The organism is uncultured Bradyrhizobium sp. (assembly GCF_964252615.1).
Taxonomy (GTDB): domain Bacteria; phylum Pseudomonadota; class Alphaproteobacteria; order Rhizobiales; family Xanthobacteraceae; genus Bradyrhizobium.
Map to the genome: position 1 here is coordinate 4391 of NZ_CAXUNQ010000046.1, position 21779 is coordinate 26169.

At 62.8% G+C, this 21779-nt stretch carries 19 protein-coding genes and 1 tRNA gene; 4 read left to right on the forward strand and 16 right to left on the reverse strand.

The annotated features are described in order from the left end of the window. Window positions 1–111: 111 nt before the first annotated feature. From ACFE72_RS19220 to ACFE72_RS19280, 13 genes are all read right to left on the reverse strand, one after another. Window positions 112–918, reverse strand: a complete 807-nt coding sequence (locus tag ACFE72_RS19220) for a carbohydrate ABC transporter permease (RefSeq protein ID WP_375414710.1) — start codon at window positions 916–918, stop codon at window positions 112–114. Continuing rightward, entirely contained in the window at window positions 918–1817 is a 900-nt protein-coding gene (locus ACFE72_RS19225; protein WP_375414711.1) for a carbohydrate ABC transporter permease, read from the reverse strand. The genes ACFE72_RS19220 and ACFE72_RS19225 overlap by 1 nt, the downstream gene beginning before the upstream one ends. Then, complete coding sequence (locus ACFE72_RS19230; RefSeq protein WP_375414712.1) at window positions 1817–2902, reverse strand: ABC transporter ATP-binding protein; 1086 nt, start codon at window positions 2900–2902, stop codon at window positions 1817–1819. The genes ACFE72_RS19225 and ACFE72_RS19230 overlap by 1 nt, the downstream gene beginning before the upstream one ends. Window positions 2903–2914: 12 nt before the next feature. Then, window positions 2915–3994, reverse strand: a complete 1080-nt coding sequence (locus tag ACFE72_RS19235; protein WP_375414713.1) for an ABC transporter ATP-binding protein — start codon at window positions 3992–3994, stop codon at window positions 2915–2917. Further along, a complete protein-coding gene (glpD, locus tag ACFE72_RS19240; RefSeq protein ID WP_375414714.1) occupies window positions 3991–5547 on the reverse strand; it encodes a glycerol-3-phosphate dehydrogenase in 1557 nt (518 codons plus the stop codon). Before glpD ends, ACFE72_RS19235 begins: the two co-directional genes overlap by 4 nt. Window positions 5548–5880: 333 nt before the next feature. Beyond that, window positions 5881–6711: a DeoR/GlpR family DNA-binding transcription regulator gene (locus ACFE72_RS19245; RefSeq protein WP_375414715.1), complete on the reverse strand. Its 831-nt coding sequence runs from the start codon at window positions 6709–6711 to the stop codon at window positions 5881–5883. 131 nt (window positions 6712–6842) lie between these two features. Further along, window positions 6843–7475, reverse strand: a complete 633-nt coding sequence (locus ACFE72_RS19250; protein ID WP_375414716.1) for a flavin reductase family protein — start codon at window positions 7473–7475, stop codon at window positions 6843–6845. A gap of 107 nt (window positions 7476–7582) precedes the next feature. Beyond that, window positions 7583–8188, reverse strand: coding sequence for a TetR/AcrR family transcriptional regulator (locus ACFE72_RS19255; protein WP_375414717.1), 606 nt, complete (start codon window positions 8186–8188; stop codon window positions 7583–7585). 19 nt (window positions 8189–8207) lie between these two features. After that, a complete protein-coding gene (locus tag ACFE72_RS19260; RefSeq protein ID WP_375414718.1) occupies window positions 8208–11351 on the reverse strand; it encodes an efflux RND transporter permease subunit in 3144 nt (1047 codons plus the stop codon). 51 nt (window positions 11352–11402) lie between these two features. After that, window positions 11403–12509, reverse strand: coding sequence for an efflux RND transporter periplasmic adaptor subunit (locus ACFE72_RS19265; protein WP_375414719.1), 1107 nt, complete (start codon window positions 12507–12509; stop codon window positions 11403–11405). Between the two features lie 194 nt (window positions 12510–12703). Beyond that, window positions 12704–14032 (reverse strand): MFS transporter, encoded by a 1329-nt coding sequence (locus ACFE72_RS19270; RefSeq protein ID WP_375414720.1) that lies wholly within the window; start codon window positions 14030–14032, stop codon window positions 12704–12706. Between the two features lie 318 nt (window positions 14033–14350). After that, window positions 14351–14427, reverse strand: a tRNA-His gene (locus ACFE72_RS19275). A 186-nt stretch (window positions 14428–14613) separates the two neighbouring features. Then, window positions 14614–15309 carry a class I SAM-dependent methyltransferase gene (locus ACFE72_RS19280; RefSeq protein WP_375414721.1) on the reverse strand — a complete coding sequence of 232 codons (696 nt, stop codon included), beginning with the start codon at window positions 15307–15309 and terminating at the stop codon, window positions 14614–14616. 164 nt (window positions 15310–15473) lie between these two features. Between ACFE72_RS19280 and ACFE72_RS19285 the strand changes: the two genes are divergently transcribed. Beyond that, window positions 15474–15938 (forward strand): bacterioferritin, encoded by a 465-nt coding sequence (locus tag ACFE72_RS19285; protein ID WP_375414722.1) that lies wholly within the window; start codon window positions 15474–15476, stop codon window positions 15936–15938. A 66-nt stretch (window positions 15939–16004) separates the two neighbouring features. Here ACFE72_RS19285 and ACFE72_RS19290 read toward each other — a convergent pair whose 3' ends face one another. The 3 genes from ACFE72_RS19290 to carA all read right to left on the reverse strand — a co-directional run bounded on the left by ACFE72_RS19290 (window position 16005) and on the right by carA (window position 18573). Next, complete coding sequence (locus ACFE72_RS19290) at window positions 16005–16532, reverse strand: cupin domain-containing protein (RefSeq protein ID WP_375414723.1); 528 nt, start codon at window positions 16530–16532, stop codon at window positions 16005–16007. A gap of 31 nt (window positions 16533–16563) precedes the next feature. Then, window positions 16564–17079 (reverse strand): PaaI family thioesterase, encoded by a 516-nt coding sequence (locus ACFE72_RS19295; RefSeq protein WP_375414724.1) that lies wholly within the window; start codon window positions 17077–17079, stop codon window positions 16564–16566. 303 nt (window positions 17080–17382) lie between these two features. Then, window positions 17383–18573, reverse strand: a complete 1191-nt coding sequence (gene carA / locus ACFE72_RS19300) for a glutamine-hydrolyzing carbamoyl-phosphate synthase small subunit (RefSeq protein ID WP_375414725.1) — start codon at window positions 18571–18573, stop codon at window positions 17383–17385. Between the two features lie 303 nt (window positions 18574–18876). On the opposite strand from carA, the gene ACFE72_RS19305 reads away from it, so the two are divergent. The 3 genes from ACFE72_RS19305 (at window position 18877) to ACFE72_RS19315 (ending at window position 21762) form a co-directional block, all read left to right on the forward strand. Then, complete coding sequence (locus ACFE72_RS19305) at window positions 18877–19578, forward strand: alpha/beta fold hydrolase (RefSeq protein ID WP_375414726.1); 702 nt, start codon at window positions 18877–18879, stop codon at window positions 19576–19578. A gap of 55 nt (window positions 19579–19633) precedes the next feature. Further along, window positions 19634–20089 (forward strand): GatB/YqeY domain-containing protein, encoded by a 456-nt coding sequence (locus ACFE72_RS19310; RefSeq protein WP_375414727.1) that lies wholly within the window; start codon window positions 19634–19636, stop codon window positions 20087–20089. Window positions 20090–20151: 62 nt separating this feature from the next. After that, window positions 20152–21762, forward strand: a complete 1611-nt coding sequence (locus ACFE72_RS19315; protein WP_375414728.1) for an acyl-CoA synthetase — start codon at window positions 20152–20154, stop codon at window positions 21760–21762. Window positions 21763–21779: the final 17 nt, after the last annotated feature.

Consider the following 21779-nt stretch of genomic DNA (forward strand, 5'->3'; position numbering starts at 1 on the left):
TCCAGAGCCGCGCAGCAAGCGCTGAATTGTTTCGTCGCGGCGTTTATCGTCGGGCCGGCCAAAGGCCGGACCCGTTGGCTCCTCGCAATGACGAATCGTGCCATCGTCCCCTCACACCCTGCCCAGCGCGAAACCGCGCGCGATGTAATTACGGACGAACCAGATCACCAGCGCGCCGGGAATGATGGTCAGCACGCCGGCCGCGGCCAGCAGGCCCCAGTCCATCCCGGCTGCCGACACCGTGCGGGTCATCACTGCCGAAATCGGCTTGGCGTTGACCGATGTAAGGGTGCGCGCCAGCAGCAATTCGACCCAGGAAAACATGAAGCAGAAGAACGCCGCGACGCCGATGCCGCTGGCGATCAGCGGCATCAGAATCTTGACGAAGAACTTCGGGAACGAATAGCCGTCGAGAAATGCGGTTTCATCGATCTCGCGCGGCACGCTGGAGACGAACCCTTCAAGAATCCATACCGCCAGCGGCACGTTGAACAGGCAATGCGCCAGCGCCACCGCCCATGGCGTATCGAACAGATTGAGCGCCGAGTACAGGTTGAAGAACGGCAGCGCGAACACGGCCGGCGGCGCCATCCGGTTCGACAGCAGCCAGAAGAACAGGTGCTTGTCGCCAAGGAACCGATACCGGGAAAACGCATACGCCGCCGGCAGCGCGAACGAGATCGAAATCACGGTGTTGATCAGCACGTATTTCAGCGAATTGACGTAGCCGGAATACCAGCTCTCGTCGGTGAAGATGCGCACGTAATTGGCGAGCGTCGGCTGATGCGGCCACAAGGTCATGGTGGTGACGATCTCGCCATTGGTCTTGAAGCTCATATTGACCAGCCAGTAGATCGGCAGCAGCAGGAAGATCAGAAAGCCAATGAGGATGACGCGGCGGCCGGGGATCGAATGCATCACACCGCTCCGCTCTGCGGCCGTTCGGCGCCGACATTGGTCATCACGGTGTAGAATATCCAGCACACGATGATGATGATCAGGTTGTAGACGATCGACAATGCGGCGGCCTTGCCGAGATCGAACTGTCCGAGCGCAATCTTGACCAGTTCGATGGACACGAAAGTGGTCGAATTGCCGGGACCGCCGCCGGTCACCACGAACGGCTCGGTGTAGATCATGAACGAATCCATGAAGCGCAGCAGCACCGCGATCAGCAGCACCCGATTCATCTTCGGCAACTGGATCGCGGTGAATACCGCCCAGCGTGACGCGCCGTCGATCTGCGCCGCCTGATAATAGGCGTCGGGTATCGATTTCAAGCCCGCATAGCACAACAGCGCCACCAGGCTGGTCCAGTGCCAGACGTCCATGACGATCACGGTGGCCCAGGCGTCGAACTCGTTCGATACGTAATTGTAGTTCATGCCGAGCCCGTTCAGCACATAGCCGAGCAGGCCGATGTCGGGGCGTCCGAAAATCTGCCAGATGGTGCCGACTACGTTCCAGGGGATCAGGAGCGGCAACGCCAGAATCACCAGGCACGCCGCGACACGCCAGCCCTCGCGCGGCATCGACAACGCCACCACGATGCCGAGCGGCACCTCGATCGCCAGGATGATCGCGGAGAAAGCCAGGTTGCGCCACAGCGAGGCGAGAAAGCGTCCGCCGAGATCGGTCGACGGATCGAGCAGTTCCTTGAACCAGCCGACGCCGTTCCAGAAGAACTGGTTATTTCCGAACGTGTCCTGCATCGAATAGTTCACCACCGTCATCAGCGGCAGGATCGCCGAGAAGGCCACGATCAGGAACACCGGCAGCACCAGGAACCAGGCCTTCTGGTTGACGGTCTTGTCCATCACGCGGCCCCCTCGACGAGACGGCTGTCGGCATAGACATGGACGCGCGCGGGATCGAATTTCAATCCGGCCTGCGCACCTGGAATCGAAAACCCCGCCGGCACGCGGGCATTGAATTTCACGTCGCCGATCCGCACCCGCGCGAAGCGAACCCGGCCGAGATCGTCGATGCGTTCGACGTTGGCGGTCAAGAGGTCCAGCGCCGGCGGCGCGACCGTGACGAATTCCGGACGCACGCCGACCTCGATGGTTGCGCCGGACGGCAGGTGGTCGTAGGCGCGGTTCAGCGCGATCGGGTGCCCGCCGATAACGGCCTCTCGTCCGTGCACTTGCGCCGGCACGATATTCATGCCGGGCGAGCCGATGAAATAGCCGACAAAGGTATGTTCGGGCTTGTCGAACAGTTCCGCCGGCGTGCCGCTCTGTACGACGCGGCCGTCATGCATCACCACAACGGTGTCGGCGAAGGTCAGCGCCTCGGTCTGGTCGTGGGTGACATAGATCATGGTCAGATCAAGCTCGCGGTGCAGCGCCTTCAGCTTTGATCGCAATTGCCATTTCAGCTCGGGATCGATCACCGTCAGCGGTTCGTCGAACAGCACTGCCGCGACATCTGAACGGACTAGGCCCCGCCCGAGCGATATCTTCTGTTTGGCATCGGCGGTCAGGCGGGTGGCCTTGCGGGCGAGATAGGGCGTAAGATCGAGCAGCCCGGCGATCTCGGCGACCCGCGCGTCGATCTCCCGCCTCGGTACGCCGCGGTTCTTCAGCGGAAATGCGAGGTTCTCACCCACCGTCATGGTGTCGTAGATCACCGGAAACTGGAATACCTGTGCGATGTTGCGCTTCTGCGTCGACAGCGGCGTGATGTCGATGTCGTCAAACAGGATCTTGCCCCGCGACGGGGTCACGATTCCGGAGATCAGGTTGAGCAGCGTGGTCTTGCCGCAGCCGGACGGTCCGAGCAGCGCATAGGCGCCGCCCTGCCGCCAGGTCATCGAGATCGGCTTCAGCGCGTAGGATTCAGGATCGGCTGAATTGCCGCTATATGTGTGCGCAAGATCGACGAGGTCAATGCGGGCCATGCGCCGTGTTCCTCACATCGCACCAGGCGCGGCGACCAATCGGCCGGCGGCGTCGAACACGAACAGGTCGTTGGGATCCAGCACCGCATCCAGCGTGTCGCCCGGCGCAAATTCATGCACGCCCTGCAGCACCGCGACCCAGTTCTGATCGTCGCGCTTCAGATGAACGAAACTTTCCGAGCCGGTAATTTCCGTCACCGTCACCGTGGCGGAAAACGCGTGCCGGTCGGCGACGCCGCTCGCCACCTCCAACTGGTGCGCGCGAAAACCGACGCGATAGGGGCCGTCGCTCAAGCCTGCATAGAGCCCGCTGGCGGGGGCCTGTACACCCCCGGCATATTGCACCGATCCGTCGTGCTTTTCGATGCCGACAATGTTGAGCGGCGGATCGGAAAACACCTGCGCGACGCGCAGGGTGTCGGGACGGCGATAGACGCTGGAGGTCTGGCCGTTCTGCAGGATTTCGCCTTCCCACATGCAAATGGTGCGGCCGCCCAGCAACAAGGCTTCCGAAGGCTCCGTCGTGGCATAAACGAAAATCGCGCCGGAAGCCTCGAAGATGCGTGGCAGCTCGGTGCGCAGCTCTTCGCGCAGCTTGTAGTCGAGGTTGGCGAGCGGTTCGTCCAGCAGCACCAGGTCGGCGCCCTTTACGAGCGCGCGGGCGATCGCGGTGCGCTGCTGCTGGCCGCCCGACAGTTGCAGCGGCGTGCGGTGCAGATAGGCCTCGAGCTTCAACAGCTTTGCGGCTTCCTGCACCCGTCTCTCGATTTCGGCGCGCGGCTTGCCTTGCACCCTTAAGGGAGATGCAATGTTTTCGTAGACGCTGAGCGACGGATAATTGATGAACTGCTGATACACCATCGCCACCGAGCGCTTGCGCACGTCGACGCCGGTGACATCGCTGCCGTCGACCAGAACCCGGCCGGAGGTCGGCTTGTCGAGGCCGGCGAGCAGCCGCATGATCGAGGTCTTGCCCGACAATGTCGGCCCCAGCAGCACGCTCAGCGTGCCGCGCTCCAGCTTAAGCGAGACATCGCGGATGGTCGGGATGCCGTCGACCGCGCGGGTGATGTGGTCGAGCGTGACGCTCATGTCCGCCCTCCCATTTCGAGCAAGGGCCGTTCATGCGGGATGCGGTTCGCGGCGATCCAGTCGTCGATGGCGGCGATCTCGGCTGCCGACAGGCGCAATCCCAGTTTGGACCGCCGCCACACGATGTCTTCGGCGGTGCAGGCCCACTCGTTCGCCATCAGGTACCTGACTTCGCTCTCCGTCAGCGTGGCGCCGAACGCCTGGCCGAGTTCGGCAAAGGATTTCGCAGCGCCCAGAACCAGGTTGGCGCGCGTGCCATAAGCGTGGGCCAGGCGACTTGCATGCGCCGGGATGAGGAACGGATAGCCGCGCTGCAACTCGGCGGTCAGCGCCGCGATCGCCGAGACATCCAGATCGCCGCCAGGCAACGGCGATCCCGCGGTCCAGCCTTCGCGCGCCTTTTTGTTTTCCTTGGCGCCGCGCAAATATGGCGCGAGGCGCTCCAGCGCCTCCTCGGCGAGGCGGCGATAGGTGGTGATCTTGCCGCCATAGATCGACAGCAGCGGCGCGCCGCCCGGCGTGTCCAGTTCGAACACATAATCGCGGGTCGCGGCCTTGGCTTCGCTGGCGCCGTCGTCATAGAGCGGACGGACGCCAGCATAGGTCCACACGACATCCGCCGGCTTGACCGGCTGGGCAAGATATTCGCTGACGGCGTCGCAGAGGTATTTTACTTCTTCGGGCGAAGCCTTCACCTGTGCGGGATCGCCGTCGTAATCACGATCCGTGGTGCCGATCAGCGTAAAATCATCCTGATAGGGGATGACGAAGACAATGCGGCCGTCGCTGTTCTGGAACATGTAGGCGCGGTCATGGGCATACAATTTCCGCACCACGATGTGCGAGCCCTGTACCAGACGTACCTTGGCCCGTGCGTTGACGCCGGCGCCGGATGCCAGCACCTGCTCGACCCAGGGGCCGCCGGCATTGACCAGCGCGCGGGCGCTGATGGCGGAGCGTTGGCCGGAGAAACGGTCCTCGACGGTGACCTGCCAGATTCCATCGGCCTGCTTGATCTGAACCGCGCGCGTATGGGTGCGGATCTCGGCGCCGCGATTGGCCGCATCGCGCGCGGTAAGCACGACCAGCCGGGCGTCGTCCACAAAGCAGTCGGAATATTCGAAACCTTTGGCGTAGCGGCCGGGGACCAGCGGCCGCCCGACCTCATCGCGGGCGAGATCAACCGACCGCGTCGGCGGCAACAGCTTGCGGCCGCCAATATGGTCATACAGGAACAGGCCCAGTCGCAGCAGCCACGCCGGCCTTAAACCCGCATGGTGCGGCAGTACGAAACGCAGCGGCCGTATGATGTGGGGCGCGATCTGCCAGAGGATCTCGCGCTCGATCAACGCCTCGCGGACCAGGCGGAATTCGTAATATTCGAGGTAACGCAGGCCGCCATGCACCAGTTTGGTCGACCAGGATGATGTCCCGCTGGCCAAGTCGTTCATTTCACAAAGGAAAACGGAATTGCCGCGCCCGGCGGCATCGCGAGCGATGCCGCAGCCATTAACGCCGCCGCCGATGATCGCGAGGTCGAAAACCTGACCCACCGACGCTCCCTCTGTTGCTTGTTCTGGCGCACAATCCCGGCAAAGGCATGCACCATTCGCTGATTTCTTCGGATTCAGCGAATTAGCTTTCGATTTGGATTAAAGCACAACCAAAAACGAAAGCAACAACGATTAACCAAACAGCTTGCGACATTCCTTCAGAAGCCGCCGTGAAACAGGGCAGGTACCCCTACGGCGATGGCGAGGGATGCGAGACCTCAGCATTGGCGAGCGGCCGACGTAGATCAGTTGCAGTCACCGCATCCACCGCCGTCATCCTTCAGGCCGTGCGCCACTCTCGAAGGATGGACCGCGACTGCTGAAGCGATGCAGTTATCTCGCCCGCATCGGAGTTACGATGGATTCGGCGTCGGCTTCCTCGGCGTCGCCTTCGGCCTTGGGCATGGCCTCGATCACCGCGATGCCGCGGGTATGGCAGATATTCGCAAGCCCAGCCGGCAACGGGGCGTCGGTGACGAAAGTCTGGATCTGGCTCATATGGGCGATGCGAACCGGGGCGCTGCGCCGCAGTTTGGTGGAGTCGGCAACCAGCATGACGCTGCGGGCGTTGGCGATGATGGCCTGCGCCGCCTGCACTTCGCGGTAATCGAAATCCAGCAGCGCGCCTTCCTCGTCGATCGCGGAGGCACCGATGATGGCATAGTCGACCTTGAACTGGCCGATCAGGCTGATCGCGGTCGACCCGATCACGGCGCCGTCGGCGCGGCGCACCGTGCCGCCGGCGACGATCACCTCGATGCGCGGATGCCGGTACAGCAGCATCGCGACATTGAGGTTGTTGGTGATGACCAGCAGGTCCTCATGCGAGGTCAGCGCGCTGGCGACCTCCTCCGTCGTCGTGCCGATGTTGATGAACAGCGAACAGCCATTGGGGATTTGCGACGCGGCCGCAAAACCGATCGCCTTCTTCTCGTCGGCGGCGACGAAGCGGCGCGCCTCGTAGGCGAGGTTCTCGACCCCCGAGGCAATGATGGCGCCGCCATGGATCCGCGTCAGCGACCGATGGTCGACGAGGTCGTTGAGATCCTTGCGGATGGTCTGCGCCGACACCTCGAAACGGCGGGCGAGGTCTTCCACCATCACCCGGCCGAAGGCGCGGGCGATGTTGAGGATTTCGGATTGGCGATGACTTAAGCCGGGCATGAGGGCACCCCGTAGGCGATGCAAGCCATATCGTGGTGCGGTTTGGCACCTCGGTCAACGCGGCAGATGGTTGAAAGCGGTCCGGTTAGCCGTCATGGCTATGATGCGGGCACCCAAGCATTCCGAAAAGCTCAGTCCGGCCGGACCATCTCAAACATGGCATCCGGCCTGATTTCGAAGTAATCGCCCTTGCGGCCGGCGCGCACGATCGGACGCGCCAATGCGGTCTGATAGATGCCGTCCTTGATGAATCTCCTGTCGATATGGACGGCGACGACTTCGCCGAGCGTCAGCCACGCCTGCGCTTTCTTGCCGTCGGCGCCCTGCAACTGGACGATCTGCGTCAGCTTGCATTCGAACGAGACCGGACTTTCCGCGACCCGCGGCACGTTGACAAGCCTGCCCGGCGCCGCCGTCAGCCCGGCAATGGTGAACTCGCTCACGTCGTGCGCCACATGCGCCGCGGTGGCATTCATCTGCTGCGCCAGATCCATGGTCGCGAGATTCCAGACGAACTCGCCGGTTTCCTGGATGTTGACCACGCTGTCCTTCCAGGAGGTCGAGGAAAATCCGATGATCGGCGGGTGGTAGTTGAAGCCGTTGAAGAAGCTGTAGGGCGCGAGGTTGATGTTGCCGTTCTTATCGCGCGACGAGATCCAGCCGATCGGGCGCGGGGCGATGATCGCGTTGAACGGATCGTGCCGGAGGCCGTGGCCGTTTTTCGGCTCGTAGTAGTGCAGGTCCTTGGGGGTCGAGGCGTCCACGCCGATATCCTTCTCTTATTTCCCGTCGTTCGAGGAGCGAAACGACGAAGCAATCCCGCCTGGATTCTGCGGCTTGCGGATTGCTTCGCTACGCTCGCAACGATCCGTTACTTCGTGTTCTTCGGCGCGAGTGCGGCCAAAACGAAATCGATCATCTGGTCGATCGACGGGCCGGGCTTGTCGACGCATTGCGCGATCATTTGCGGGTGGAAGAACCGCATCATCGCACTGCAGCTGCACATCGCCGCCAGCGGCACGTCTGGGGCTTCGAATTCGCCGGACGCCGCGCCCGAAGCGATCACTTCGGCAATGGTGCCGGTGATCTGCTCCATATGCGCGACGCAGACCTGCCAGCTTTCCTGCATGGCGATTTCGACCATCTCATGCAGTTTGGAATTGCCGACATAGCGCTCCGCGTTCATTCGGTTGATGGTTTTCATCAGTTCACGCAACCGAACCGCCGACGGCCCCGGCCCCGACGCAATTGCCTGCGCCGCATCCTCGACTTCGCCCATCAAGCCGCGCGCTACGCCCTCGTGGATCGCCTTCTTGGAATCGAAGAAGCGATAGACGTTGGCCGGGCTCATCCGCAGCACTTTGGCGATGTCGGCAACGGTGGTCTTCTGATAGCCGATTTCCCGGAACAAACGCTCCGCCACCGCGAGAATCCGTGCTCGCGTATCGGCTTCGATGGTGTCGGCGACCATTGTCATATCAGCGCTTACTGTTCAATTATTCCGCTGCCTCGGCAAGCGGAAATGCGGGTTGTCGCGGTTCGCCGTGATGCTGCGGCGCAAGGTCGAGATGTTCACTGCGGCCGCTCTGTTCAAGGCTGTTGCGGAACCAGAGGGCATAGAGGCCCGGCAGATACAGCAGGGTCAGGAAGGTCGCTACGAACAGCCCGCCCATGATGGTGATGGCCATCGGGCCCCAGAACGCCGAGCGCGACAGCGGGATCATGGCAAGAATGGCAGCCAGCGCCGTCAGCACCACCGGCCGCGCACGGCGGACGGTGGCTTCCACGATCGCCTCCTTGCGGGTCAGGCCGTGCGATACGTCGGTCTCGATCTGGTCCACCAGAATCACCGCGTTGCGCATGATCATGCCGGCCAGCGCGATCAGGCCCAGCAGCGCCACGAAGCCGAACGGCTGGTTGGCGATGTTCAATCCGAGCGAGGCGCCGATAATGCCGAGCGGCGCCGTGAGAAATACCAGCAGCAATCGTGAGAAACTTTGCAGTTGTATCATCAGCAGGGTCAACATCACGATCACCATCAGCGGAAACAGCACGAAGATCGAGGCGTTGCCCTTGGCGGATTCCTCAAACGCGCCACCCGCTTCGATGCGGTAAGCCGGTTGCAGGCCGTCGCGGATCTGCTGCAGTTTCGGCCAGATCTGGTTCGTGACGTCCGGCGGCTGTACGCCGTCGACCACGTCGGCGCGCACGGTGATCGCCATGTCGCGGTTGCGCCGCCACAGGATCGGTTCTTCGTGGGCGGTTTCGATGTTCGCGACCTGGGCCAGCGGCACCGCGACGCCGTTGCGAGAGGTGACGGTGAGGTCGCCGACACGGCCGAGATCAAGCCGTTCGGAAGGCACAGCGCGTGCAACCACGCCAACCTTTTCGACGCCGTCGCGCACGGTGGTGACCGGGGCACCCGAGATCAGCATGCTCAATGCCTGCGAGACATCCTGCGGCGTCAGCCCCAGCGCACGGGCGCGGTCCTGATCGACCACCAGTTTGAGGTACGGCGACTGTTCGTTCCAGTCGAGTTGCGGGTCCTTGACGTTGGGGTTCTGCCGAACCACGTCCCGCACCTTGTAGGCGATGTCGCGCGCGGTGTTGGGATCCGGGCCGATCACGCGGAACTGCACCGGGAAGCCGACCGGGGGGCCGAAGTTGAAGCGGTCGACGCGCACGCGGGCCTCGGTCAGCGTGCCGCCGTCGACCGCCTTTTCGATCCGCGCCTTGATGCGCTCCCGCGCTTCGACATTCTTGGCGACGATGACGATTTCTGCAAAGGCCTCGTTCGGCAATTGCGGATTGAGCCCAAGCCAGAACCGCGGCGAGCCCTGGCCGACATAGGCGGTATAGGTCGAGATATCGTGGTCGTCCTCAAGCAGCGCTTCCGCCTTCTTCACCGACTTCTCGGTGACGTTGAACGCGGTGCCCTCGGGCAGGCGCAGTTGCAGAAACAGCTCCGGCCGCTCCGACAACGGAAAGAATTGCTGCTGCACGTGGCCGAAGCCGACAATGGAAAGCGCGAAAATACCGGCAGTGGCCGCGACCACCTTGATGCGATGTTCGACGCACCACGCGATCATGCCGCGCAGGATGCGATAGACCCGCGTCTCGTAGACCGCGTGCGGATCGTGGTTGTGATGGACCGTGATGTTGGGCAGCAGCTTGACGCCGATATAGGGCGTGAAGATCACCGCGACAAACCAAGACGCGACCAGCGCGATCGCCACGATCCAGAAGATACCGCCGGCGTATTCGCCGACCGCGGAGCTGGCAAAGCCGATGGGCAGGAAGCCGGCGGCGGTCACCAGCGTGCCGGTCAGCATCGGAAACGCGGTGGATTCCCAGGCAAAGGACGCGGCGCGCATGCGGTCCCAGCCCTGCTCCATCTTCACCACCATCATTTCGACCGCGATGATGGCGTCATCGACCAAAAGTCCGAGCGCGATGATCAGCGCGCCCAGCGTGATGCGATGTAGGTCCAGCGACATCGCGTTCATCACGATGAAGACGATGGCCAGCACCAGCGGCACCGAGAGCGCCACCACGATTCCGGTGCGCCAGCCCAGCGCGACGAAGCTGACGAACAGCACGATCGCCAGCGCCTCGATGAAGGAATGCACGAATTCGCCGACCGCATGCTCGACGACTTTCGGCTGGTCGGCGATCTGCTCGAGGCTGACGCCCTGCGGCACCGCGCTCATGAATTCGTCGGCGGCCTTCTGCACATCCTTGCCGAGTTCAAGGATGTTGGCGCCCTTGGCGGTGACCACGCCGATGCCGAGCGCGGGCTTGCCTTCCTGACGCACCGTGAAGGTCGGCGGGTCGACATAGCCGAGGGTGACGGTGGCGATATCCCCCAAGCGAAACACCCGGCCACCGCTCTCGACCGGGGTTTCCGCCACCGCCTTAGGCCCGTCGAGCGCGCCGGTGACGCGCAGCGGTACCCGCTGGGACGAGGTTTCCACCGTCCCGGCGGGCGTCACGTTGTTTTGCCTGGCAAGCGAATCGAACAGTGTCTGCGGCGTGATGCCGAGAGTCGCCAGCTTTGCGTGCGAGAATTCGACATAGATCTTTTCATCCTGGGTGCCGTAGAGGTCGACCTTGGTTACTCCAGGCACTTTCAGCAGCCGCTGGCGCAGGCCCTCCGCAGTCTTCTTCAACTGCGCGTAGTCGGCGCCGTCGCCGGTCATCATGTAGAGAATCGAATCGACGTCGGAGAATTCGTCGTTGACGTTGGGCCCGAGCAGGCCGGCCGGCAACTGGCCCTGCACGTCGGCGAGTTTCTTGCGCAGCAGATAAAACAGATAAGGCACATCTTTCGGCAAGGTCGAATCCTTGAAGGTGACCTGCATTGCAGTGAAGGCCGGCTTGGAATAGGTTTGCACCTTCTCGAAGTTCGGCAGTTCCTGCAGCTTCTTCTCGATGGGGTCGGCGACCTGGGTCTGCATTTCCGCAGCCGTCGCACCTGGCCAGATCGCCGAGACGTTTACCACCTTGACGGTGAAGAATGGATCCTCGGCGCGGCCGAGCCTTTGGTAAGAGAAGAAGCCGGCGGCGCTAAGCGCCACGACCAGAAACAGGATCAGCGCGGGATGGCTGACCGCCCAGGCCGAGAGATTGAACCGCTTCATTGCAACCCTCCTATTCCTGCTTCGCCGCTTCGCCTGCAATGATGGATTCGCTCAGAACGACAGCGACGATACGACCCGCACCTTCTGGGCCGGATCGAGTTTCTGCACGCCGAGCACGACCACCTTGGCACCCTCGTCCACGCCACCCGTAATGAGGACGTCGTTGCTCTCATAGGATTTCACCGCGACCAGCTTTCGCGCCACGTCGCCGGCGCCGTCGACGATGTAGAGCGAGGGAGCGCCGCCTTGGCTAAACAATGCCGACAGCGGCACCCGCGCCACCCGTTCGGTGGCCGGATCGGCCAGCGTCAGCGTCGCGGTCATGCCGAGCGACACCGTGTCGCCGGCATCGGGCAGTGCGAATTTCGCCAGATAGGTGCGCGTCGCGGGATCGGCAGCGGGCGCAATCTCACGCAGCTTCGCGGCGTATTTCCTGTTCGGCTCGGACCATAACGTCACGCAAGCCGTGCCGTCTTTGGCACGGCCGACCAGCGTCTCGGGAATGGCGACGACGGCCTCCTTCTCGGCAAAACGCGCAACGCGGATGGCGGTCTGGCCTGACGCCACCACCTGTCCCGCATCGATCAGGGTCGCGGTGACGACGCCGTTGTCGTCGGCGACCAGCGTCGCGTAGGACAGGCTGTTCTTGGTCAGTTCGACCGAGCGCTCGGCGCGATTGAGGCGCGCGCGGGCTTCGTCGGCGGCGGCCCTCGCCTGGTCCATCTGCGCGTCGGTGGTCCAGCCCTTTATGCGCAATTCCCTGGAACGGGTTTCGGACGCGGCGGCCTGCGCCAGCACGCCGGTGGCGGCGGAAAATTCCGCCTGGGCCTGCTCCGCCTGCAGCTTCAGATCGATTTCATCCAGCGTGGCCAGGGGCTGGCCGGCATGGACGGCTTGGCCGACCTCGACCAGGCGCTTTGCGACCTTGCCGGGCACGCGAAAGCCCATGTCGGTTTCGATCCGGGGCTTGATGGTGCCGACGAAACTGCGTTCGGGGGATTCGGCGCCGTAATGCACGGTGGCGACCAGAACTGGGCGCGCGGGCGCCGACTTCTCGGCCACCTTCTCATTGCAGCCAACCAGCGCAATTGCCAGAAAAGCTATGCCCGCCCCAGTTAAAAGCTTGTAATAATTAGCGAAAATCGAACGGGTAAACATGACGGCTTCCCTCAATGAAACATCAAGAGAAGTGTCGATTATTTACTGACGATTGTCAATGTTCGTCAGTAATCAGGATTTTGTGAACGATTTGTCATTTCCCGCCGCCGCTGACTGCGAGTCCGGAATCCAGGCTTCGCGCCCGGCACTGGATTCCCCGCTCACACGAAGATGCGCGCCCGGGAATGGGGAAGCTATTTTGTCGCCTGCCCCGCGAACTCGGCCCTGGTTTCGTGTCCGCCGAGAAACACCAGCAGCCCGCCGATCAGCGGCAGCACCGCCAGCACCAAAAGCCCGGTCGAGGTGCTGCCGGTAGCTTCCTTGACCCAGCCGATCAGATAGGGCCCGCCGAATCCGGCGAGATTGCCGATCGAATTGATCAGCGCAATGGCTCCCGCCGCCGCGGTGCCGCTGAGCCAAGCGGTCGGCAAGGTCCAGAACACGCCGAAGGTGCAGAAAATGCCGATCGCAGCGACGATCAGCGCAAGCATCGTGATCATCGGGTCGGTGACGAGGCCCGAAATACCAAGGCCGATCGCCGTAACGAACAGCCCGAGCGCCACATGCCAGACCCGCTCGCGCGTCTGATCGGAATGGCGCGCCCACAAAATCATCGTGATCGATCCGAACAGATAGGGCACCGCGGTGACGAAGCCGGTCTGCGCGTTGGAAAAGCCGAAGGCTTTGACGATCTGCGGCAGCCAGAACTGCATGCCATACAACGCGCCGACGAATCCGAAATAGATCAGGCTCAGCGTGATCACCTTCGGCGAGGTCAGTGCCTGCCCCAGCGTCAGATGCGTCGCCGCCTGTTTGGCGGCATTCTCAGCGGCGAGCCGCGACGACAGCCACGCTTTCTGCTCCGCGTCAAGCCAATCCGCCTTTTCGGGCCGGTCGGTGAGATAGAACCAGGTGACGACGCCAAGCAGGACCGAGGGAATGCCTTCGATGATGAAAAGCCATTGCCAGCCCTTCAGCCCCATTGCGCCGTCGAGCCCAAGCAAGAGGCCGGAGACCGGCGCGCCGATCACCGTGGAAACCGGGACCGCGATGGCGAAGGCGGCGAGAAAGCGTCCGCGATATTCGGCCGGATACCAGTAGGTCAGGTACAGGATGATGCCGGGAAAGAATCCGGCTTCCGCCACGCCCAGCAGGAAGCGCAGGATATAGAAGCTCCATTCGCCGCTTACCAGCGCCATCGCCGCGGAGATGATGCCCCAGGTCACCATGATGCGCGCGATCCAGCGGCTGGCGCCGAATTTTTCCAGCGCCAGATTGCTCGGCACCTCGAAAATGAAATAGCCGATGAAGAAAATGCCGGCGCCCCACGAAAACACCAGCGGCGAAAACTTCAATTCCGCATTCATCGTCAGCGCCGCGAAGCCGAGATTGACGCGGTCGAGATAGGCGAGGAAATACGCCAGCATCAGGAACGGAATGAGCCGCCACGAGATCGCGCGGATGGTGGAGGTTTCAAGCGCGGATTTCGCGGGGGCGGGTGCGATGGTCGCTGCGGCAGGCATGAGTTTTTCTTCCCGGTTTGGATGCTGTTGCTGGCGTCTGCTGTTAGCATTTAGCCCTGACGCTGTCATAACGTTTGCGCAGAACCGGGATGGATGGCCGGGTCAAGCCCGCGTATGACGGGATGTGTGAATCCAGTAGGGTCAAGCCCGGCAATGACGGCCGAGATGTGAATCCGGCGGGGTCAGGCCGGCATGACGGTTTAGGTGTTTGGTACGGTCCGGGCTCTGCGGCGCACCGCTTCGCGAACAGCCACGCGCTGCTACGTCCGGGGCGCGATGTTTGGCTTGCCTTGGCCTAAGCTGCGGAGCGCCGAAGGCTGGAGGCCCGGCCTGGATTCGAACCAGGATAAAGAGCGATGCACCGCTCCCGCGTCGACGCTTTCCGCCACCGGGCCATGCCCATCATGAGCCATCAGGCCGCGGCAAACCACGTTTAGCCTTGGTTAACCCTAACTCACCGGCTTTGCCCATTACGAGCCAACGGGTCGCGCCAATCGCCCGATGACAGGCTCCGCCAAGCGATCCAGAGCGCGGCGCAGACTGAATTGCTTCGTTGCAGGGGCGCCTTGCGATGACCTGCATCAAAACGCATGCCGCGCCACGAACGTCATCCGCCACGGATTATGCCCGATGTTTTGATGCGCGCGCGAGGCCGTAAACCCGGCGTCCGCGAGCTTTGCGATCATCTCGGCCTCGCCGTAGCGCTGCAGCCCGACGCGGGCGCGCAACTGCCGGTAATCGGACAGCGCCGTAGAGGCCAGACCGTAAAACGCATCCTTCAGGAAGCCATGGGCTGCGGCGAATTTCAGCAGGGCCAGCACATCCCGGCCCATGCCGACTTCCGGCCGCAGGATATCCCCCAGTACCAGGCGGCCGCCCGGTTTCAGCAGCCGCCGGATCACCGCGAAAGCGGCGTCGAGTTCGTCTGATGTCATGTACTGCGCGACCGAATTCATGACCGCGAGATCGACGGACTTTTCTTCCATGTGCCGCAGATCATCGAGCGACCGCACGCGGATTTTGGTGTTCGGCGCAAAGCGCGCGATCAGCCGGCCGCGCACGCCCGGGGCCGGCTCGGCGAGAATGAGCTTGGCGCAGGCATCGGCCACCCGCCCCGCCGACAGCGCCTCGCCGCAGGCGTAATCCAGCACCACGGCGTCGGGCGAGGAGATGTATCCGGCGATATCCCTCGCGATCACCCGAAAGTGCACGTCGCGGTGTAACTTGCTCGCATAAATCGTATGCGTCGAATCGTAATAGTCGATCCAGTCGTCCATGAAGGGCCCGCTTACCTTGTTCCAGTGGTGGACCGGCTTTATAATGCTGTGTTGGAGAGATATAGAGCTTTTCTAGGGATTGAGGCCTCGGCCCAGTCACTTTGCCGTCGGCCCCCGCACGGAGACGCCGACTCAAATCGAGCCAGACCCTGACAGGAGACGACATGGCCAAATCCGACCAGACGATCACGCGCAAGATGCTCATTGACGGGCTGAACGAAGATTTGTCGCGCGAATACCAGGCGATCATCGCTTACGTGAATTACTCGCAGGTTCTCAGGGGCGCGCAATACATGAACATCGCCAAGGAACTTGAGGTGCATGCCAAGGAAGAACTGACGCATGCGCTCAAGGTGGCCAACCATATCGATTATCTCGGCGGTATGCCGTCAGTTACGCCGAAGCCGGTGAAGACCTCGGAGAAGGCCGAGGAGATGCTGCAATTCGACCTCGACAACGAACGAGAGACGATCCGGCAATACCGGCGGCGCGTCCGGCAAGCCGACGAACTGAACGAATTTTCCATCGCCGAAAGCATTCGCGAGATTTTGCTCGACGAACAGGATCATCTGATCGCGCTCGCAACCGCGCTCGGAATCGATCCGCCGGACGCCGGCATCGCCGACTAGGCAGCCCGGCTTCGTGGGTGGGCAACGACGCGCTCTTCGCGCCGTGCCCACTCTACAGGCTGCGGACTACGATTCCCGCCACAATCTCACCAGCGGCCCGCCTTCTCCCAGCACCGGATCGGTCTCCGGCACCTTCACTTTCGGAATCGTCTTCAGCGCCTTGGCGTGGTTTTCCAGCGTCGGCAGCGTGACGTGCATCTTCGGCCCCGGCGGATAGGCGCCGACGACGCAAAAATCCGGGCTCTGTGAAACGCATTGATGCCCGGTGCCGGCAGGCAGGATCGCTACGTCGCCCGCCGCGATCTCGATCTCCTTGCCGCGGTCGCCGCCGAATCTCACCAGGGCACGCCCACGCGCGACGCCGAGCGCCTCGTGCACCGTTGCATGGTAGTGCAGGTAATCGAACACGCCGTCGCGCCACATCTCGCCCCATCCGTTGGCGCCGAACAGTCCCTCGATGGTTTTTTCCGGGTGGCCGTTACCGATATCGATGGCCTGCTTGTAGACCACGAACGGCAGGGGATTGTTGGGCACGAGCCCGTCGTCTTCAAAGATGAAGGTGCGCGGTTTGATGCCGTCGCTGACCACCGACATGGCTGGATTCTCCCGGCAAATTCCTGCGGCATCAACCTTGGCCGCCCGGCGATGTTCCGGCCGGAATTTCGAATACCAGGCAGGTGGTGGTGGCGTGCGCGAGTAGCCGGCCGCGCGAATCGGTGATGCGCGCTTCGGCGCTGGCGGCGCGGCGCCCGACATTGAGCACGCGGCCTTCGCTGCGGACGGCACCGGTGTCCTTGGTCATGCCCCTGATAAAGCTGATCTTGAATTCCAGCGTGGTATAGCCGGTCCCCGCGGGCAGCATCGAATGCACCGCCAGGCCCATCGCCGAATCCAGCAGCGTCGCGGCGTAGCCGCCATGCACCGAGCCGATCGGATTGTAATGCCGCAAGCCCGGGATGCTGTTGATCACCACCACGCCGGGCTCGGCGGTGCAGTCGAACGGCTCGATGGTCTGCATGATCGGCGGCGCCGGCAGTTTGCCCTCGAAGATGGCGCGGACGAACGCGACGCCGGACATCGAGGCCATGACGTCGGTCGGCGTGACGCCATACTCGACAGGCGGGACGGATGCGGCATCCATGGGGTGAGGTCCGGTTATGATGATGGGCATCATACTAAACCCTCAACCGACACGCCAGAGCTTTTGACTTCATGTTTCCGCATCATGCCCGGACTGGATCCGGGCATCCATCACTCTTCAAACGACGGATTGCCGGGTCAAGCCCTACTGGATTCCCACATCTCGTCATACGCGGGCTTGACCCGCGTATCCATCCATCTTCGGAAGAGTCGTTTCGAAGGGGATGGATTGCCGGGTCAAGCCCGGCAATGACGGCGAGATGTGTGCATCCAGTAGGGTCAAGCCCGGCAATGACGGAAAGTATTACCCGCTCTTCTTCGCCCGCATCAGGTCGGCGAAGCGCTTGAAAAGATAGTGCGAGTCGCGCGGTCCCGGAGAGGCTTCGGGGTGATACTGCACCGAGAATACCGGCTTGCCCTCGAGCTGAATGCCGCAATTGGAGCCGTCAAACAGCGAGGTATGGGTCTGCGTCGCACCCTTCGGCAATGTCGCCTGGTCCACCGCAAAGCCATGGTTCATCGAGGTGATTTCCACCTTGCCGGTGGTCTCGTCCTTGACCGGATGGTTGGCGCCGTGATGGCCCTGGTGCATCTTTTTGGTTTTTGCGCCGACTGCCAGGCCCAGCATCTGATGGCCGAGGCAGATTCCGAACGTCGGCGTCCCGGAGTCGATGACCTTGCGGATCACCGGCACCGCGTATTTGCCGGTTTCGGCGGGATCGCCGGGGCCGTTGGACAGGAACACGCCGTCCGGCTTCATCGCCAGGATGTCCTCCGCCGAGGTGGTCGCCGGCACCACGGTGATCTTGCAGCCTTCGCCCGCGAGCAACCGCAGGATGTTGCGCTTGATGCCGTAGTCGATGGCGACGACGTTGAATTCCGGCGCGGTCAGTCGGCCGAAACCCTTGTCCCACGCCCACGGCGTTTCGTCCCAGGTGAAGCGCTGGCCGGAGGTGACCATCGGCACCAGGTCCATGCCTTCGAGGCCCGGCCATTGACGGGCTTCCTCCTTCAATCCATGCAGATCGAACCCGCCGTCCCTGGCATAGGCGATCACCGCGTTCGGCATGCCCCTGCCGCGGATCAGCGCGGTCAGCGCGCGGGTGTCGATGCCCGAGATGCCGATGATGCCGCGGCGCTTGAGCCATTCGTCGAGGTGCCGCGCCGAACGGTAGTTCGACGGGTCGGTGATGGCGCTGCGCAGGATCACGCCGCGCGCGCCCGGCGTCGCCGCCATGTTCACGGTCTCGATGTCTTCGTCGTTGGTACCGACATTGCCGATATGCGGAAAGGTGAAGGTGATGAGCTGCCCGGCATAAGAGGGATCGGTGAGGATCTCCTCATAGCCCGTCATCGCGGTGTTGAAGCAGACTTCGCCGACCGCCCGACCTTCCGAGCCGAGGCCGAAACCTTCCAGCACGGTGCCGTCGGCAAGCACGAGCAGCGCGGTCGGCTTAAGGTCCGGCCAGGCGGTCGAGTTTTCTGTTTGGGTCATGAGCGCATTACATAGTCGCCGCACGCTTCGGCGTCAAAGCCGGAGCACCGTTTTTCTTCGTCATGGCCAGGCTTGACACCCTGCCAGACTCGCGCATCGCGTCATACGCGGGCTTGACCCGCGTATCCATCCATCTTCGCAGGAGTCGTGTCGAAGGGGATGGATTGCCGGGTCAAGCCGGCAATGACCGCGGAGCGGATACGATAGGGCTGATCCGGCCACCACATCGTTCCTTCGGTTATGCTATTAAGGCGCGGATGGCCGGGACAAGCCCGGGGATGACCGGTTCGAGGGCGCGATCTCATGGACAATACGATTCCGATTCTGCTCGTTCCGGGTCTCGTGTCATCCCCGAGAATATTCGCGCCCATTGTTCCGGCACTTTGGCGACATGGCCCGGTGACGGTGGCCAATCATATCCGCGAGGACAATATCGGCGCGATCGCGCGCCAGTTGCTCGCCGAGGCGCCGCCGCGTTTCGCGCTCGCGGGGCATTCGATGGGCGGCTATATCGCTTTCGAGATCATGCGGCAGGCGCCGGAGCGGGTGGCGAAGCTGGCGCTGATCGACACCCAGGCGAGGCCGGACACGCCGGAGGCCAGCGAGAGACGGCGTGCGTCGATCGCCCGCACCCGCGCTGGCGGCCTTCACGACCTGATCGACGAACTGTTCCCGCTGCTGGTGCACCCGTCGCGCACCGGCGATGCCGGCTTGCGCCAGCTCATTCACGACATGGCTGACGATGTCAGGGCCGAAGGCTTCATCAACAACCAGACCGCGATCATGACACGAACGGATTCGCGGCCAACGATGGCGGCCATCAGGTGCCCAACGCTGGTGTTGACCGGCGATCAGGACCTGCTGATCCCGAATACCAACTCGAAGGAGATGGCGGAGGGCATTGCCGGGGCGAAACTGGTCATTATTCCGGACTGCGGGCATTGTCCCCAACCGGAGCGTCCGCAGGCGACGGCGGATGCGCTGGTCGAATGGCTGCGGATCTGAGTTGTTTCGCGGCCACCGCCCGTCTAGATCAGGCTGACAACACGAGGACAACACGATGCTGCGCGACGACATCGACAACGCCATCAAGGACGCGATGCGGGCCAGGGACGAGCGCAAGCTCTCCACCCTGCGCATGGTCAGTTCGACCATCAAGAATGCCGACATCGACGCGCGCGGCCAGGGCAAGCCGCCGCTCGGCGACGACGATCTGCTGGGCGTCTTTCAAAAAATGATAAAACAGCGCCAGGAATCGGTCGAGCTCTACAACAAGGGCGGCCGCGCCGAACTGGCGGCGCAGGAGCGTGAGGAGATCGCGATCATCCAGGCCTATCTGCCGAAGCAAATGTCGGAGGACGATGTAAGGGCCGCGATCGCGTCGGTTATTGCCGAGACTGGCGCCGCGGGGATGAAGGACATGGGCAAGGTCATCGGCGCGCTGAAGGGCAAATACGCCGGGCAAATGGATTTCGGCAAGGCCAGCGCAATGGTCAAGGCGTCGCTGACGGGGTGACTCCCCCTGATGTCGTCCCCGCCTTTACGGGAACGACCAGATCGGAAGATCGAGGCCCGCTCATGCTCATCGAAACCACCGACTACGACCGGCTTTATCGCGGCTTCCGCTGGGACATCCCGCAGCGGTTCAACATGGCGGATGCGTGCTGCGATCGTCATGCCGACGGCAGCGGACGTATCGCGCTGATCTTTGTCGACGAAGACGGCGGTACGCAGCGCACCTCATTCGACGAGCTGCGCGCGCTGTCCTGCGGTTTCGCCCACGCGCTGAAGGCCGACGGACTAGCGCGCGGCGATCGCGTCGCCGTATTCCTGTCGCAGTCGCTGGAGTTGCCGATCGCGCATCTGGCGGCATTTCGCGCCGGACTGGTTTCGGTGCCCCTGTTTACGTTGTTCGGTGAGGACGCGCTGGAGTTTCGTCTGGCCAATTCCGGCGCCAAGGCTGTCATCACCGACCAAACCGGCTGGGAAAAGCTCGCCAGGATCCGCGATAGGCTGCCTTATCTGCAGGATATCTACGTCACGTCGGGCGCCGTACACGCCGGCGCCAAATCGTTCTGGACCGCGATCGAAGATGCCCCGGAAGATTTCGCCACCGTCGATACGTCGGCTGACGATCCTGCCATCATCATTTACACCTCCGGCACCACGGGAAATCCGAAGGGCGCGCTGCACGCGCATCGCGCCCTGCTCGGCCATCTGCCCTGTGTCGAGATGGTCCATGATTTCCTGCCCAAACCCGACGACGTGATGTGGACGCCGGCGGACTGGGCCTGGATCGGCGGCCTCTACAATGCGCTGTTTGCCGCCTGGTATCATGGCGTGCCGGTGGTGGGACACCGCGCCAGGAAGTTCGAGCCGCAGGCCGCGATGCAATTGATGGCCGATCACGGCGTCCGCAACGTGTTCCTGCCGCCGACCGCAATCAAGCTGATGCGGCAGGCAGGCGTAAGATCGCAGGGCGTCAGGCTGCGCAGCATTCTGACCGGGGGCGAATCGCTGGGCGCCGAATTGCTGGACTGGGTGCGCGGGACATTCGGAATCGATGCCCACGAGGTGTACGGCCAGACCGAATGCAATCTTGTGATCGGCAGCAATGCAAGGCTGTTTCCGATCCGGCCGGGATCGATGGGCAAGGCGACGCCCGGCTTCGACGTTTGCATCGTCGATGAGCAGGGCCGCGAACAGCCGCGCGGCGAGCGTGGCATCATCGGCGTGCGCCAGCCGAACCCCGTCACCATGATCGAGTATTGGAAAAATCCGCAAGCCACGGCTCAGAAGATCGCCGGCGGATTCCTGCTCACCGGCGATCTCGGCATTCAGGATGCGGACGGCTATTTCTGGTACGTCAGCCGCGAGGACGACGTCATCACCTCGGCCGGCTATCGCATCGGGCCGTCCGAGATCGAGCACACCTTATTGAAGCACCCCGCAGTGGCGCTGTCGGCGGTGGTCGGAATTCCCGATCCGATCCGCACCGAGGCGATCAAGGCATGGATCGTGCTGCGGCCGGGCTTTGAAGCCAGCGACGCGCTGGCGCGCGAGATCCAGGATTTCGTGAAAGTACAACTCGCCGCGCACGAATATCCGCGCTTCGTGCAGTTCGTCGAAAGCCTGCCGATGACCGCGACCGGAAAGGTGCTGCGAAGGGAGCTGAGGGCACTGCGGTAGGTTTGCGCCCGCACCGC